This window comes from Flavobacterium sp. (genome assembly GCF_034111225.1).
GTDB lineage: Bacteria > Bacteroidota > Bacteroidia > Flavobacteriales > Flavobacteriaceae > Flavobacterium.
Map to the genome: position 1 here is coordinate 35,432 of NZ_JAWUXR010000014.1, position 16,086 is coordinate 51,517.

Annotated in this window: 18 protein-coding genes; 10 read left to right on the forward strand and 8 right to left on the reverse strand. The window is 30.2% G+C overall.

Translation table 11 applies throughout. The features are described 5' to 3' along the window. Window positions 1–101 precede the first annotated feature (101 nt). A complete protein-coding gene (purD, locus tag UXY25_RS10830) occupies window positions 102–1,373 on the forward strand; it encodes a phosphoribosylamine--glycine ligase (RefSeq protein ID WP_320816037.1) in 1,272 nt (423 codons plus the stop codon). A 32-nt stretch (window positions 1,374–1,405) separates the two neighbouring features. On the opposite strand, the gene UXY25_RS10835 is transcribed toward purD, so the two are convergent. Further along, window positions 1,406–1,639, reverse strand: a complete 234-nt coding sequence (locus UXY25_RS10835; RefSeq protein WP_320816038.1) for a DUF6341 family protein — start codon at window positions 1,637–1,639, stop codon at window positions 1,406–1,408. Window positions 1,640–1,684: 45 nt separating this feature from the next. Here UXY25_RS10835 and UXY25_RS10840 point away from each other — a divergent pair, with 45 nt between their 5' ends. Then, entirely contained in the window at window positions 1,685–2,614 is a 930-nt protein-coding gene (locus UXY25_RS10840; RefSeq protein ID WP_320816039.1) for a DUF6427 family protein, read from the forward strand. Here the strand turns inward: UXY25_RS10840 and upp are convergent. Continuing rightward, window positions 2,609–3,262 (reverse strand): uracil phosphoribosyltransferase, encoded by a 654-nt coding sequence (upp, locus tag UXY25_RS10845; RefSeq protein WP_320816040.1) that lies wholly within the window; start codon window positions 3,260–3,262, stop codon window positions 2,609–2,611. The genes UXY25_RS10840 and upp overlap by 6 nt on opposite strands. Before the next feature lie 74 nt (window positions 3,263–3,336). On the opposite strand from upp, the gene UXY25_RS10850 reads away from it, so the two are divergent. Beyond that, window positions 3,337–3,942 carry a DUF4254 domain-containing protein gene (locus tag UXY25_RS10850; RefSeq protein WP_320816041.1) on the forward strand — a complete coding sequence of 202 codons (606 nt, stop codon included), beginning with the start codon at window positions 3,337–3,339 and terminating at the stop codon, window positions 3,940–3,942. A 10-nt stretch (window positions 3,943–3,952) separates the two neighbouring features. After that, on the forward strand, window positions 3,953–4,987 hold the full coding sequence (locus UXY25_RS10855; RefSeq protein WP_320816042.1) for a glycosyltransferase family 9 protein: 1,035 nt from the start codon (window positions 3,953–3,955) through the stop codon (window positions 4,985–4,987). 39 nt (window positions 4,988–5,026) lie between these two features. On the opposite strand, the gene UXY25_RS10860 is transcribed toward UXY25_RS10855, so the two are convergent. Then, window positions 5,027–6,736 carry a hypothetical protein gene (locus tag UXY25_RS10860; protein WP_320816043.1) on the reverse strand — a complete coding sequence of 570 codons (1,710 nt, stop codon included), beginning with the start codon at window positions 6,734–6,736 and terminating at the stop codon, window positions 5,027–5,029. 119 nt (window positions 6,737–6,855) lie between these two features. Here UXY25_RS10860 and UXY25_RS10865 point away from each other — a divergent pair, with 119 nt between their 5' ends. Continuing rightward, window positions 6,856–7,914: a helix-turn-helix domain-containing protein gene (locus UXY25_RS10865; RefSeq protein ID WP_320816044.1), complete on the forward strand. Its 1,059-nt coding sequence runs from the start codon at window positions 6,856–6,858 to the stop codon at window positions 7,912–7,914. 27 nt (window positions 7,915–7,941) lie between these two features. Here the strand turns inward: UXY25_RS10865 and UXY25_RS10870 are convergent, their stop codons facing one another. The 3 genes from UXY25_RS10870 to UXY25_RS10880 all read right to left on the reverse strand — a co-directional run bounded on the left by UXY25_RS10870 (window position 7,942) and on the right by UXY25_RS10880 (window position 10,551). Further along, window positions 7,942–8,994, reverse strand: a complete 1,053-nt coding sequence (locus tag UXY25_RS10870) for a ferredoxin--NADP reductase (RefSeq protein ID WP_320816045.1) — start codon at window positions 8,992–8,994, stop codon at window positions 7,942–7,944. Between the two features lie 43 nt (window positions 8,995–9,037). Further along, window positions 9,038–9,547 (reverse strand): acyl-CoA thioesterase, encoded by a 510-nt coding sequence (locus UXY25_RS10875; protein ID WP_320816046.1) that lies wholly within the window; start codon window positions 9,545–9,547, stop codon window positions 9,038–9,040. A gap of 74 nt (window positions 9,548–9,621) precedes the next feature. Further along, window positions 9,622–10,551: an SPOR domain-containing protein gene (locus UXY25_RS10880; protein WP_320816047.1), complete on the reverse strand. Its 930-nt coding sequence runs from the start codon at window positions 10,549–10,551 to the stop codon at window positions 9,622–9,624. Window positions 10,552–10,697: 146 nt separating this feature from the next. On the opposite strand from UXY25_RS10880, the gene UXY25_RS10885 reads away from it, so the two are divergent. Continuing rightward, complete coding sequence (locus UXY25_RS10885; RefSeq protein ID WP_320816048.1) at window positions 10,698–11,081, forward strand: c-type cytochrome; 384 nt, start codon at window positions 10,698–10,700, stop codon at window positions 11,079–11,081. Here UXY25_RS10885 and UXY25_RS10890 read toward each other — a convergent pair. After that, window positions 11,078–11,761: a response regulator transcription factor gene (locus UXY25_RS10890; protein ID WP_320816049.1), complete on the reverse strand. Its 684-nt coding sequence runs from the start codon at window positions 11,759–11,761 to the stop codon at window positions 11,078–11,080. The genes UXY25_RS10885 and UXY25_RS10890 overlap by 4 nt on opposite strands. After that, window positions 11,754–13,028 (reverse strand): HAMP domain-containing sensor histidine kinase, encoded by a 1,275-nt coding sequence (locus UXY25_RS10895; protein WP_320816050.1) that lies wholly within the window; start codon window positions 13,026–13,028, stop codon window positions 11,754–11,756. Before UXY25_RS10895 ends, UXY25_RS10890 begins: the two co-directional genes overlap by 8 nt. A gap of 113 nt (window positions 13,029–13,141) precedes the next feature. On the opposite strand from UXY25_RS10895, the gene UXY25_RS10900 reads away from it, so the two are divergent. The 4 genes from UXY25_RS10900 (at window position 13,142) to UXY25_RS10915 (ending at window position 16,070) form a co-directional block, all read left to right on the forward strand. Further along, complete coding sequence (locus tag UXY25_RS10900) at window positions 13,142–13,570, forward strand: DUF1573 domain-containing protein (protein ID WP_320816051.1); 429 nt, start codon at window positions 13,142–13,144, stop codon at window positions 13,568–13,570. Between the two features lie 76 nt (window positions 13,571–13,646). Next, window positions 13,647–14,117, forward strand: a complete 471-nt coding sequence (locus UXY25_RS10905) for a methylated-DNA--[protein]-cysteine S-methyltransferase (protein WP_320816052.1) — start codon at window positions 13,647–13,649, stop codon at window positions 14,115–14,117. A gap of 58 nt (window positions 14,118–14,175) precedes the next feature. Further along, window positions 14,176–15,336 (forward strand): serine hydrolase, encoded by a 1,161-nt coding sequence (locus tag UXY25_RS10910; protein ID WP_320816053.1) that lies wholly within the window; start codon window positions 14,176–14,178, stop codon window positions 15,334–15,336. 20 nt (window positions 15,337–15,356) lie between these two features. Beyond that, on the forward strand, window positions 15,357–16,070 hold the full coding sequence (locus UXY25_RS10915) for a 3'-5' exonuclease (RefSeq protein WP_320816054.1): 714 nt from the start codon (window positions 15,357–15,359) through the stop codon (window positions 16,068–16,070). Window positions 16,071–16,086: the final 16 nt, after the last annotated feature.

Genomic DNA, 16,086 nt, shown 5'->3' on the forward strand with positions numbered 1-16,086 from the left:
TTGAATCAAAAATAAAAAAACCAAAATCCTTAAACTATTAACTTCAAACTTTTTTTTAAAAATAAAACAAAGTATTTTTGCAGCAACAAACAACACACAACATGACTATTTTACTTTTAGGTTCTGGCGGAAGAGAACATGCTTTAGCTTGGAAAATGTTACAAAGCGATCAATGTACTAAACTTTTTGTAGCGCCAGGAAACGCAGGAACTGCGTCTATAGCAACTAACGTTTCTTTAGATCCAAACGATTTCGGAGCGGTTAAAAAATTGGTTCTAAGTGAAAACATTCAAATGGTGGTTGTAGGTCCAGAAGATCCGTTGGTAAATGGAATCTACGATTTCTTTAAAAACGATTCAGAATTAAATGCAATTCCAGTAATTGGTCCGTCTAAAGTTGGAGCACAATTAGAGGGAAGTAAGGAGTTTGCAAAAGAATTTTTAGTAAAACATAATATTCCAACAGCTGCTTACGATAGCTTTACTAAAGATACCGTTGAGGCAGGTTGTAGGTTTTTAGAAACTTTACAAGCGCCTTATGTTTTAAAAGCAGATGGTTTAGCAGCGGGTAAGGGAGTTTTAATACTTAATGATTTAGAGGAAGCTAAAGCAGAACTTAGAAACATGTTATTGGATGCGAAATTTGGCGATGCCAGTTCAAAAGTGGTTATCGAAGAATTTTTAGACGGAATTGAATTAAGTTGTTTTGTTTTAACTGATGGGAAAAACTATAAAATTCTTCCAACGGCTAAAGATTATAAAAGAATTGGCGAAGGCGACACGGGCTTAAATACAGGTGGAATGGGAGCAGTTTCTCCAGTTCCTTTCGCTGACGCTGTTTTACTTGAAAAAATTGAAACCCGAATTGTAAAGCCTACAATCGAAGGTTTGCAAAAAGACAATATTGAATACAAAGGCTTTGTGTTCATAGGCCTTATTAATGTGAAAGGCGAACCAATTGTTATTGAGTATAACGTAAGAATGGGTGATCCTGAAACTGAAGTGGTAATGCCAAGATTAAAGTCTGATTTAGTTGAAGTTTTCAATGCGATGGCAAAACAAGAATTAGATAAAATTCAACTTGAGATTGACGAAAGAAGTGCAACTACAATTATGATTGTTTCTGGAGGATATCCAGAAGATTATGAAAAAGGTAAAGAAATTACCGGTCTAGATACAATTGAAGACTCTTTAGTTTTTCATGCAGGAACTAAATTAGAAAACGGAAAGGTACTAACTAACGGAGGGCGAGTTTTAGCAATAACTTCATATGGCAATACCTTTGAAGAAGCCATAAAAAAATCTTATCAAAATATAAACAAGTTACATTTTGATAAGATGAATTACCGAAAAGACATCGGATTTGATTTATAATATATAAGCTCCTCTGTTTTAAGAGGAGTTTTTTATTTATTTAAAAAAGAATGTGCAGTTGTGTCCTGGTCATCTTCATTGTTTGCTTTGAAAAGGTTCAATTGTTTAATCCAATAAACCATAGCTCCACAACAAATAAGAATAAAGAACCAGTTGATGAAGTTTGCAGCCCACCAATTAGTTAATTCCAAATCTCTTAATGCGTTAAACGGTAAAAATAAAAAGTCTGTAAAAAGACTACCTATAGCTTCAAAAAATGATTTCATTATATAAAATGTTATATTTACATCACAAAAGTATAAAATATCTTTATGATAGCAAGCGTTTTTAGTAAAACAAGACCAATTAATTATTTATTAATTGGATTTTTTATAGTTATTTCTTTTATTGCTTATATTATAAGCAAAGAAAAATTCAATTTAGATTGGTTAAATGTGATTAATCAATCATTGTTTTTAGGTTTAATTATTGCCTCAACGGTTTTAGTAAATTTTATATCGTTAAAGAATGATTTAACTAAAAACAACACCTATGCAGCGTTTTTGTTTTTTACTTTCATGTTGTTTTTCCCGTCAATCTTTGAAAATAAAAACATTCTTATTTCTAACTTTTTATTATTGTTAGCTTTAAGAAGGTTGATTTCTTTAAAATCCATGATCAGCACAAAAGAAAAAATATTTGATGCCTCTTTTTGGATTTTCTTATCAGCTCTATTCCATTTCTGGAGCGTTTTTTATATTATATTAGTATTTATTTCAATTATACTTGACGTTTCAAGAGATTTCAAAAACTGGTTAATTCCTTTTATTGCTTTATTTACAGTAATTATTTTATTTTTTCTTTTCAATGAAATTTTAGATAATTCACTATATGAGAGATTGTTAAACAAAACATACATTGGGTTTAATTTTTCTTATTTTGAAAATGTATACCAAAATTTGGCACTTGCCATTTTCACCTCAATATCATTATTATTATTTGTTAGTTTTATAACGGGAATAAACAAGAAAATGTTGAACATGCAAACCTCTTACAAAAAAATACTTTTTTCTTTTGTTTTAGGTGTTGGAATATACATTCTTTCTGCAAATAAAAACAATGGGTATTTGGCATTTAGCCTTGCCCCGTTAGCTATTATTGGAGCAAACTTTTTGGAAGATTTAAAAACAAATTGGGTAAAAGAAACAACGTTGTATATTTTCTTTTTTCTAGGTGTTTTCTTTTTTATAACTCAATTATAGTTTGTCACCATAAGCTAAATCACCAGCATCGCCTAGACCAGGAATGATGTAATTTTTTTCATTTAATTTTTCGTCTAAAGCAGCAACCCATAAATGACAATTTTCAGGCAAATTTTCTTCTAGAAACTTTATTCCTTCTGGAGCAGCAATAACAACTGCAATGTGAATTTCTTTTGGTTTTTGTTCTAAATGCAATTTATTTAAAACAGCAACTAATGATTGACCTGTTGCCAACATAGGGTCAATAAGAATTAAGTTTTTATCTTGAAAAGAAGGAGCAGCTTGGTATTCTACTAAAATTTCAAACTTATCGTCGTTATTATAATGATGTCTATAAGCAGAAACAAAACCGTTTTCGGCATCATCGAAAAAATTCATAAAACCAGTATGAAGGGCTAAACCTGCTCTTAAAATGGAGCATAAAACGACATTGTCTGCAATGGTTGTAGTGTGTTTTATGCCTAATGGTGTTTGTACACTAATTTCTTTGTATTCTAAATTTTTACTTAATTCATAAGCCATAATTTCACCTATACGTTCTATGTTTTTTCTAAAACGCATGCTGTCTTTTTGGATGTTTACATCTCTTATTTGAGTTAAAAAATGATTTAAGATACTGTTCTGCTCAGAGATATAGTGAATTTGCATTTGAATAAAGTTTAATTTTTCAGGATAAAAGTACAAAAAATCCTTATTTTTGTAGAAATTAAAACCATTTAATCATGTTTGCAGAATTAGCCTTCCCTATTTTTGAAGAGAGTATAAAACTATATCATGTAATTGATGATGCGTATCAGCCTAGTCAAAACCCTTATGATAAAGGTTCAATAGAACATTTATTATTTGCTAAAAACTGGGTTGACACAGTACAATGGCATTATGAAGACATTATTCGTGACCCGAATATTGACCCTGTTGCAGCTTTGGTTTTAAAGCGTAAAATTGATGCTTCAAACCAAGTTCGTACGGATATGGTTGAATATATTGATAGTTATTTTTTAGACAAATATAAAGATGTTCAAGTAAAACCAAATGCTAAAATTAATACCGAAAGTCCGGCATGGGCAATTGATAGGTTATCAATTTTAGCCTTAAAAATTTACCATATGAATGAAGAAGCGACTCGTACTTCTGCTTCAGCTGAACACAAAGCAAAATGTCAAGAAAAGTTAAATGTACTTTTAGATCAAAAAAACGATATGTTTATTTCTATTAGTCAATTGATTATCGATTTTGAAAATGGCGATAAATTCATGAAAGTATACAAACAAATGAAAATGTATAACGATGATGATTTAAATCCTGTTTTATATCAAAACAAAAAATAGTCATCATTTGATGCCTAAACCAAAACATATATTAGTTATAAGGCTCTCAGCTATGGGTGATGTCGCAATGACAGTTCCAGTGTTGAGGGCTTTTTCTGTTCACCATCCTGATGTAAAAATCACAGTTGTTTCAAGATCGTTCTTTGAGCCTTTTTTTAACGATATTTCAAATCTTACTTTTTTCCCAATTGATTTAAAACAAAGACATAAAGGGTTTTTAGGTTTGTGGCGTTTGTTTTTAGATTTACGAAAGTTAAAAATTACTGCTGTTGCTGATTTACACAATGTGCTTCGTTCACAAGTTGTTCGAACTTTTTTTAAATTATCAGGAAAAAAAGTTGCGGCTACAAATAAAGGAAGAGCAGATAAAAAAGCGTTAACAAGAGCAGAAAATAAGGTTTTTGAACCCGTAAAATCGATGTTTGAGCGTCATGTAGAAACATTTGAAAAGTTAGGTTTTTCGGTAGATTTATCAAATCCAACTTTTCCAAAAAAAGCGAACTTATCTAATGAAATTGTTGAGATAATTGGTTCTAATTACCAAAAATTAATTGGAATTGCGCCTTTTGCACAATATAAATCTAAAGTATATCCTTTAGATTTAATGCAAAGTGTAATTGATGAATTGGCTAAGGAAGAAAAATATAAAATTCTTCTTTTTGGCGGCGGAAATGAAGAAGTACAAAAACTGAATCAGTTAAAATCAAACCATTCAAATGTAATTGTTATTGCAGGTAAAATAAAATTGAAGCAAGAGTTAGAACTTATATCAAATTTAGATATAATGTTATCCATGGATAGCGGAAACGCGCACATAGCGGCAATGCTAGGTGTAAAAGTAATTACACTTTGGGGAACCACACACCCTTATGCGGGTTTTAAACCATTTAATCAACCATTAGAAAACTGTATTACATCTGATAGAAAACAATATCCATTATTACCTACTTCTGTTTATGGAAATAAAAATGTAGAGGGTTATCATGATGTTATGCGAACAATTTTACCAAATACAATTGTGGAAAAAGTAAAAAGGCCGACGTAAAAACATCGACCCTTAAACCAATCTAACATCTTAATATTTTTATTTGTTTTTCAACAAATTTATTGCTTCTTTTAAAAGTGCGATTTCTGCTTTTAGTTCTTCAATTTGAACTTGTTGTTCTTGTATAGCTTTAACAGTAACCGGTATTATTTGATAAGGCATAACACCTACGGGTTTGTCATAAGTAACATAAGTTCTATTTCCACTTTCATCTAAACTTACCCAATCCGATGTTTTTACAGCTTCTGGAATTAAAATACCTAGTTCTACAGCATCAAAACCTAATTTATCTGCTTTTAAGTTTTCAGGGACTTCTTTTTTACCATTTAATGGTGTATTTTCTTTGTAAGAGATTGGTTTTAATTGCATTAAAATTTTAAGACCTTTATTTTTCAGAGCTGTATTTCTAACACTATTTCTAGAATAAGTAGCTGTTGGAGTAATAAAATCGTCTGCATAAACATCGTCCCATCGTCTTGTTACGCCAGAAAAAGGAGAGGCCCCTAAATCTGCTCCAAAGTCAGACATTGGACTAAAACCACTACCTTCATAAAACAATTCATTTGTACCGTCAACTATATATTCTATAGAACCTAAAGCTATTGCAGTACCTCCTGAAGACCCTTTGTAAAATCCTGCAACAAATTTCTTTGTATATGGACCGCCACTATATGTATCCGAAAATGTTTGACCTTCATCGCTATCTATAAAAGCGCCACCAGCACCAAAATTCACATAATCATCCCCAAAATTAGTTTCCATAACAGGGCTTCCGCTATTACCTTCGAAAGTAATATCACCAGTACTTGTTCCTTCAAACCATAAACCTCTTGTATTTAGGTCTATAAATGTGTTTTGCGTTAAAGCGCCACCTAATCTTACGGTTCCAGCTGAAAGGTTTAATCCGTTTTCTGCCGCAACACTACCGCTACCAGAAGGTAAGATAACTGTATTCCCATTAGAAATACTTAAATTATTTCCAGAAATACTTAATGTTTGACTATCTGTGCCACTCCCACCACTTGTTGGAGTTTGCCAATATCCATTTCCGTTAATATCTGAAGTTAAAACTTTTCCAGCTGCTTGAGTACCATCTTCTAATCTAAAAGAGTAGGTTCCAGGTGAAGCTACCGAGGTTTCTGTTACTAATACATTATCTACGGAAGCTCCATAATCATAGTTTCCTTGGTATTCAAATCGTAATGAATAACTATTTCCGGCAATAACAGTCGCAGTTCCTGAATATGTAGTATTGGCATCTGTAGTTAGATTAAAAAAATTAGCACCAACTTGGGTAGATGTTGTATTGTTATATAAATAAGCTCTAAATGAATCTGGAGCAGCACCGAAATTATTATATCTATACGCAAAACCAATAGATATACTTGTAGCTGAAGGCGCGGTTGTAAAATTCATAATTGCTGTTGAATTTAATCCACAACTTAATGCGTCAGATGAAATGTATAATCTGTTTCCTGTACACGAAGTACAATTAACGTTTGCATTTCCTGCTCCCACCACCCAACCTTGAGTTGCATTACCAGTACAATCTGCATCAGTTGTGTGATTTTGAGTAATAGTATATGTTGTAAAATCTTGATTTATTAAGTTACTTGTCCCGCCAGTAGTTCCTGGAACTGTAGTTCCATAAACATGTAACATTGCAGATGGCGAAGTCGTATTTATACCTACTTGTCCAATAATGATGTTAGAAATCAACAACAATACAATAAAAAATAATTTTTCCATGATTTATAATTTGATCCAAAACTATTGAAGTTTAATATAACAAGTTTTTTAAAAGAGTCTAATATTACGGAAACAGGACTTTTTTCCTTATTTTTGTCCTTCAAAACCTTACAAATCAAATGGAATTAGTATTAATAACTATTTCTACATTTATATTTTTTATTTCTCTTTTTCAATATTTGAAAAAGAAAAGTAGCGCTATTGAGGTTGTTTTTTACTTTGTTTGGGTGCTTTTGTTTACGAGTTTAGTTATATCAACTGATTATAAAGAAGTATTTACAGAAAGTATAATTAACGGTTTTTCTTTATTGTTTTTTGTCTGGCTAATTTTACTAGCACCTTTATTATATAGCATTGTTCACAATAATTTAGAAGGAGGTAGTATAGACTTAAAACACTACTACATTTCATTCATTATATTTTTTACAAATATTTTTTCTTTAATTTATTTTTCTATTCAAAAAGATGAAAAGGTGTTTACGTATGAAGTAGTGGAAAATGTAATGACTTACACAAATTATATAGCTATACTATTTGTTTTTCCTATTTCTACCATTTATTTCAGCTATAAATCTTTTCAAATTATAGGTGCATTTCCTAAGAAACAACTTTTATTTAATGCTCCCGAAAAATTTTACTTAGCTCTTTTTGTATTGTTTTTTGATTTGTATATTTTAATTTGGTTTTTTCAAAATTACATCATAACAAATACAAGTATTAAAGTAGCATTAAAGCCGTATTATATTATTTACTTTATAATATCTCTTTTTGTTTTATGGAAAGCAAAAAGGATTATTAATGCAAAAAATAATTCTGAATCTGACTCTATTTATGGATTGTTTTCTGAAATAGATGAAAAATTAACTTTTAAAATGGAAAAGGAAAAAGTATTCACTAATTCTAATCTAAATTTAAAATCACTTGCAAAAGAAATTGAAACAAATGAGAAATATTTATCTCAATTAATAAATAAAAAGCACAATGTTAACTTTTCAAACTTCATAAACAATTATAGAATTGAACATTCAAAAAAATTGCTTTTGGATGAACAACATTCTAACTATACTATTGAAGCAATAGGAAATTTATCAGGATTTAATTCTAAATCAGGATTTAATGCAACATTTAAAAGGAATACCGGGATTACACCTACAGACTTTAAAAAAGGAGCTAATTAGCTCCTTTTTTATTATAAAATGATAATTCTAAACATCGTCAAAATCAATTTTTATCACATCAGATGTTGGTACTGCTTGACAAGCTAAAACCAAACCTTCCGCAATTTCAGAATCGGTTAAAATAGAATTCTTTTTCATCACTGCAGACCCTTCTGTGACTCTACAAATACAACTCGAACAAATTCCACCTTGACAAGAATACGGAGCGTCTAAACCTTGTTTTAAAGCAGCTTCTAATAAGGTTTGTTTCTGACTCATTTCAAAAGTTGACTCTTCATCATCCACTAAAACCGTAATTTTAGTATGTCCGTCTAAAGTATTTGCATCTTTGTTTTCAGCAGTAGAAGCAGTAAATAATTCAAACTTCACATCTTTTTCAGCAACATTGTTTTCTTTTAAAACCTCTGCTACTAAGTTGATCATTTCTTCTGGTCCACATAAATAATGTTTATCGAAAGACTTTTCACTATGCTTGTTTTTAAGCACAAAATTTACGGCTGATTTATCTATTCTACCAAACAATTCACCTTCTACATTTGTTTTACTGTATACATAATGCACAAAGAAACGCGCTACATTTTGTAAATGTAATTGGCGTAACTCTTCATGAAAGATAGTTTCTTCAGTATATTTATTACCATAAACTAAAACAAAAGTACTTTTTGGCTCTTCTTCTAAAACCGTTTTTATGATAGATAAAACAGGAGTAATTCCACTTCCCGCAACAAATGCAACATAGTTTTTTTGTTTTTCAAAATTAGGTTCAAAAGTAAATTTTCCTTCTGGTGTTCCTACTTCGATAATATTTCCAACGGCTAATTTTTCGTTAGCAAAAGTTGAAAAGAAACCATTTTTAACTGCTTTTACCGCAATTCGCAATTCGCCACTTTTTGGAGAAGAGCAAATAGAATAAGCCCTACGAACTTCTTGTCCGTCTAAAGTTAGTTTTAAAGTAACATATTGTCCTGCAATAAAGTTGTAGTTTGGTTGTAACTCTTCAGGAATATTAAAAAGAATAGAAACTGCACTTGTAGTTTCTCTTCTAACTTCCTTAACTGCGAGTTTATAGAATGTTGACATAGTTTAATTTTTTACAAAAATAGGAAAACTCTCTTATATTCAATTATGCAAATAACGCTTTTAATTCTGTTGCTTCACTAGCTTTCATTTTTCCAGCCAATACTAAACTTAGTTGCTTTCTTCGTAAAGCAGCATCAAAGCGTTCTTTTTCAAGGTCGGTTTCAGGAATAACTGCTGGAACAGGAACTGGTCTTCCGGTTTCATCAACAGCAACAAAAGTATAAATGCCTTCGTTTGCTTTGTTTTTAATTCCAGATTCACGGTCTTCAATCCAAACATCAATGTAAATTTCCATTGACGAATTAAAAGTTCTAGACACTTTCGATTCAACAGTTACAACGCTTCCTAAAGGAATTGCTCTGTTAAAAGCAACATGATTTACAGATGCCGTTACACAAATTCTTCTAGAATGACGACGAGCAGTAATACTTGCAGCTCTATCCATACGAGCTAACAATTCACCACCAAATAAATTATTTAATGGATTGGTTTCGCCAGGTAAAACTAAATCAGTTAAAGTAGTAAGAGAATCAGAAGAGAATTTTGCTTCCATTTGTTTTTTTTACAAAGATAATAAGCATAGAAAAAACAAGGCATAAAAAAATCCCAAATTTTGGGATTTTTTTGTTATTCTATTAAAAGCCAAGCTTCGGTGTTTTGTTCTGTTTGAATTTTTTGTTTGGCAAGTTGTGCCTCCACTAAAGAAGAAAAACTTTCGTAAGCAACAGGAATTAAGCCCGATTTATTTTTTTCTAAAAGTCGTGCAGTAAAACCTTTTTCTTTTAAGTTGTTTAAAGCCGTTTGAGCATTTTCTTCATTTCTAAAAGCTCCAGCAATAATATGATAAGGCTTTAGCTCTTCTTTTACAGGTAATTCAACAGCTTTAAGCGGATTGCTTATAAAAAAAGTTGCCTCTTGAATCTTGTGGTTTACTTTTTCTTGCACTTGCTTTTCTACAAATAAAGTTTGATTAGCAACTTGTTGGTTGTTATATAATACATAACCAAATGTTCCTGCACTCAAGAATAATAAAACAGAAGCAGCGTATTTTATGTAACTATAATTCTTTTTTCTTTCTGGAGTAAAGATAATTGGTGCTTTTTCTTCAAGTTGTTCTACTTGAGTTTTAAGATCTTCTCTTGTAACTTGAGGAGAAATAAAACCTGAGAGTCCAAAAGATGAAGTTAAATAATTTATTTCTTCATAAGGCTCGAAAACCCAATTGAAATCAGCGTTTGTAGAAATTTCACCTATATTTTTTAATACTACTTTATCTCTTTGTTCTAAAGAAGTAATCCATTTTGATACTTCAAAAGCAATAACTTCAGTAGCTTTCTCAAAACTAATGTTTTCTTGTAAAGCTATATGATTAGCTAATAAACCATCGTTATTTTTAACGTTTGGATTAAAGGTTGTAATTTTTCTTGGCGGATTAAATGTACTAGCACTTCCAGCAACTTTAGCAGACTGTATTTCGCTAATAAAAGCGCCAAAACCTGGTAAAGTAACACATTGAAATCTATACAATAATGCTGCTATGTGTTTTTCTATTATCATAGAGCAAAGTTAATTAAACAAGGGTAATCACAAAATTTTATTAACAAAAATTATTAACAATTATTTTGATTGTATTTCTTGATTCTGATAATTGTCATATTTTTGAATTGAAAATGTAATTATCTTTGAATATTAATACTTAGTAAATGAAAAAAAACAATTTGTTTATCGTTGTTGTCGCTGTTTTCAGCATGATGAGTTGTGGAAAAAAAACAGAAAAAGAAGATTTTGGAACTTCAGCTACTGTTGTGTTAGTTTCGGCTGAATTGGGAAAAACATTATTTGAAGGAAAAGGAACTTGTGTTGCTTGTCACAATCCAGACACAAAAATAATTGGCCCAAGTATTATTGAAATTGCCTCTATTTATAAAGAGAAAAAAGGTGACTTAGTTGCTTTTTTAAAAGGGAAAGGTGAACCAATTGTTGATGCGTCTCAGTATGAAATTATGAAAGCAAATTTTACAATTACAAAAAACATGACTGATGAAGAATTAGAATCTATAAAATTATATATCAACAGTTTTAATTAGTCTATAGTTAATTTGAACCCAACACGTGGAATATTTTCAATGCGAACATTTTTTTCGTCCTTGAATATTTTTCTCAATCTAGAAATAAAAACATCCAAACTTCTACCAGAAAAGTAATCGTCATTTCCCCAAAGAGCATTTAAAATCTTCTCTCTTTTTAAAACGCTATTTACATTGTCTAAAAACAATTTTAGTAGCGTTGTTTCTCTTTCGGTTAATGTTATTTTTTTGGAATTTGTTTTTAGCACAAAATTTCCCGGCTCAAATATATATGAACCTATATTGTAATTTTGATTAGTTCCAATGTTGTTTTTTTGACTTCTATTTAAGAATACTTCTATTTTTAAAATAAGCTCTTCAATAGAATAAGGCTTTATCAAGTAATCATCTGCACCAAGTTTTAAACCGTTAATTCGGTCTTCTTTTAATGTTTTTGCTGATAAAAAGATAATTGGGACTTCTTCGTTTCTTTTTCTAATTGCGGTTACAATTTCAAAACCATCCATATCTGGCAACATAATGTCTAAAACGCATAAGTCAAACTCTGAATTACAAAATAAGTCAAATGCCTCTTTTCCATTGTTTGAATGAGTAACATCAAAATGTTGTTCTAAATTATCGGCCGTTAAAAAAGCTAGTGTTTCATCGTCTTCAACATATAAAATCTTTTTCTTATTCATAGATGTCTTTTTTTGGAATTTCTATGGCAACCAACAAGCCAGTGTTATCTGTTTTGTTAGATAACTTTATTTTCCAGTTATGGAATTCACATATTTTTTTAACATAAGCAAGTCCAATTCCGAAGCCTTCAATGTCCTTGTTATTTTGCCTAGCTACTCTATAAAATTTATCAAAAACAAAAGGCAAGTCTTTTTCTGGAATTCCAGAACCATTATCACTAATAGTTAAGTTATAATTTTTTTCTGTTTCTACTAGATTAATTTCAATGACGGGTTCGTTAATTGAGTATTTTACAGCATTTTCTAAAAGGTTAAATAATAAATTATAAAAATGAAATTCATCAGCATTTATGAAATATTTATTTTGAAATAAAAGATTAAAAACCACTTCTTTTTGATGCTTAAGTTCAACATTCTCTTTGATTAAATCTAAATTTTTAATAATATCGACTTTACTTTTTTGGAGCTCAATAGAGTTATTACTTGATTTTGCAACAGTTAAAATGTTCTCAATATGTTCGTTAAGTTTAGCACTTTGGTTAATGATAATCTCAACATATTTCGACAATTTAGGGTTTTCAATTATTTCTTGTTGACTTTTTGCATAGTTTGAAGCAATTAATATTGATGACAATGGTGTTTTAAATTCATGCGTCATATTATTAATAAAATCGTTTTGCAATTCGGTATATTGTTTTTGCTTTAATAGTAAAAGAACAGAATACACATATATAATTAGCACAATGAAAAGCACAAAACTATACGCCCAATATTTATACAAACTACTAAATAGGTTTTCACTTAAACCAGGAAATCTTAAGGCAAAATAATAAATTAAATCCTCGTTTTTTGTAAAACAATCTTCACACTTATTACTCGATTTGCCATTTGTAGAGATATAATTACCATATACCATTTTGTTAGTTCCACAGTCATATATTGCATATTCAAAATCAAGATCTAGTTTTACTTTGGTGAATTCAGTTTTTAAATAATGTTCTAATATTACATTTTCAAAAACATTTTGTACATTAACAATATAATAATTAGAAGATGTTTTTTTAATGAAGTCTACGTGTGGTATATCGTTATTATTGTCAGCATAAATACGTGAAACTACCTTTAATAAAGAAGAATGGATCTTATCTTCAGTTTCCCTTTTTTCAAACAAATAAGCTTGATTCAATAAAAACAACTGCATTATCATTGTGCCTATAATTGCAAGGAACCCTATAATAATGACTACATTTAACCTGTTTAGTTTCATTTGGAATTAGTGTTAACATGTCATTAACAACTATTAATGAATGCTTAACAACAAATCTACTATTTAGTTATTAGATTTGTATATCAAAATTATAAAAAATAAAAAATTATAGTATGAAAACATTAAAATTAACAATTGCAACTTTATTCATATCAGCAATTTCTGTTGCTCAACTAGCACCAAATCAAGAAGCTAAAACTTCTATTGCTACACAGGCTGTTAAAACGGAAGTAGCTTCAGGAATGAAATGGCAAAATGAAACGCATGATTTTGGAGATCTTGAAAAAGGTAAGCCTGTAACTTATGAATTTACTTTTACTAATACTACAAAAGAAACAATTTTACTTACTAATGTAAAACCATCTTGTGGTTGTACGGCTGCAAATTATACAAAAACTCCAATTAAACCAGGAGAAAAAGGTGTTGTTGAAGCAACGTATAATGCTGCTGCACCAGGAGATTTTCATAAAACAATTACTGTAACAACTAATGAAGAAGGAGCTGCTCCAAAAACATTAATAATAAAAGGTTCAGTAAAATAAAATATATTAATTCAACTATTACATCTTAAGGTTAGAAAACCACTCATTTATGAGTGGTTTTTTTTATATTTATAAAATGGAAACAGTTTTTATAAATACGCCACTAGGTACAGCCAAAATAAAAGGAGATGAAAATGGCATATGCCTTATTTCAATACTTCAAGAAGGTGAAATTTCTAAAACAATTCCTTTAGAGTTAAAGTCTGCAGTTAAAGAAATAAACGAATATTTTAAAGGTAAACGAACACATTTTACATTTTTAATGAATCCAAATGGAACTGATTTTCAAAAGAAAGTTTGGAAATCACTTTTAGAAATACCTTATGGAAAAACAGTTTCATATCTCGACTTATCTAAACAAGTAGGCGATGTAAAAGCGATAAGAGCAGTTGCATCTGCAAATGGCAAAAACCCTCTTTGGATAGTTGTTCCTTGCCATAGAGTAATTGGTTCAGATGGCTCACTTACAGGTTATGCTGGCGGACTTTGGCGTAAAAAATGGCTCATTGATCATGAAAATCCAGTTAAGCAACAAAGTCTTTTTTAAATTAACACTTTTGAAAACTTCTTTTTATTATTTTTATTCCACATTATAAATATAATTCATGAAATTCCTTAAAAAATTCTTCAAGTGGTTTGCTATACTTTTGGTTTCCATTATTGTTTTAATGTACATTTTTGATATTGATTACTTACTTCGTGCTGTAAAAACAATTTATTTCAAAGGATATACAACTGCTTTTTTAGAAGATTACAAAGACTTCCCAAATAGAGAAATAAAAAAAGGAACAGCTCAACCTTGGACAATTGCAAAAGATTATAACAGAATAGATGTGACACCAGTTTTAGAAAAAACGCATGCTGCATTACAAACAGCTGCTTTTTTGATTATTCAAAACGATAGTATTTTTCACGAGAGTTATTTTGATGGTTATTCTAAAGATTCAAAGTCTAACTCTTTTTCAATGGCAAAAAGTGTTATTACAATGGCGCTTGGTAAAGCCATTATGGAGGGGAAAATTAAAAGTTTAGATCAAAAAGTAATTGATTTTATTCCTGAATTAAAAGGCGAATTTGCAAAAGAAGTTACTGTTGGCGATTTATCATCCATGGCTTCAGGTTTGAATTGGGATGAAAAATATTACAGTCCGTTATCTATAGTTACGCGTGCTTATTTTGATGATGATTTAAAAAAAGTTATGCTAGGTTTAGAAATCAATGAAAAACCTGGAGAATCGTTCAAATATTTAAGTGGTGCCACACAATTGCTTGCCATGTGTATTGAAAAAGCAACGGGCGAATATGTTTCAGATTATGTGTCTAAAAACTTTTGGCAACCAATGGGCGCAGAAAACGAAGCACTTTGGCAATTAGACCACGAAGAAGATGGAATTGAAAAAGCCTATTGTTGTATTGCAAGTAATGCTCGTGATTTTGCTCGTTTTGGAAAACTATATTTAAATAATGGAAGCTGGAACGGACAACAAATTCTTGATTCAACCTTTATTAAAAAATGCATTACACAACGTTTTCCTGAAAGCCCACAATATGGTTACGGTTGGTGGTTGCATAACATAAACGGGAAACAATTATTTTATATGCGTGGACATTTAGGGCAGTTTGTTATTGTAATTCCTCAAGATAATTTAATAATTGTACGATTAGGGCATTTAAAGGGATTACAAACGAAAACAGACCCACATAGTAATGATTTATATGTTTATGTTGAAGAAGCGTATAAAATGTTAGAAAAAAGAAATAAATAACAACTCACTATTAATAAACCATGATCGAAAAAATTAATCTTAACAATATTCTATTTTTAGATATTGAAACGGTTCCTCAATATGATTCTTATTTAGGAATGGATGAAGAAACCAAAAAACTTTGGGAAAATAAAACACAATACCAACGCCGCGACGAAGTAACTGTCGAAGATTTTTATGAACGTGCAGGTATTTGGGCAGAGTTTGGAAAAATTATTACCATTTCGGTTGGTTATTTTACCAACAAAGCGGATGTTAGAAACTTTAGAGTTACTAGTTTTTGGGGAGAAGAAAAGAAAATTCTGCAAGATTTTTCTAATTTATTGAACGAACATTATAATGGTGCACAACATGTTTTATGCGGTCATAATGCAAAAGAATTTGACATTCCTTTTATTGCACGTAGAATGATAATCAATTCAGTAGCATTACCAGATAAGTTGAATTTATTTGGCAAAAAACCTTGGGAAGTACCACATTTAGATACTTTAGAATTGTGGAAATTTGGCGATTATAAACATTTTACTTCACTAAAATTACTGACTAAAATTTTAGGCGTACCTTCTCCAAAAGACGATATCGATGGGAGTGAAGTAGCACGTGTTTTCTATATTGAAAACGATATTGATAGAATTATTACCTATTGCGAAAAAGACGTTATTGCGGTTGCACAAGTATTTCTTAGATTTAGAAGAGAAGAGCTTTTAATTGAGGATGAAATAATTCACGTATAAAAAAACTGCCAACATA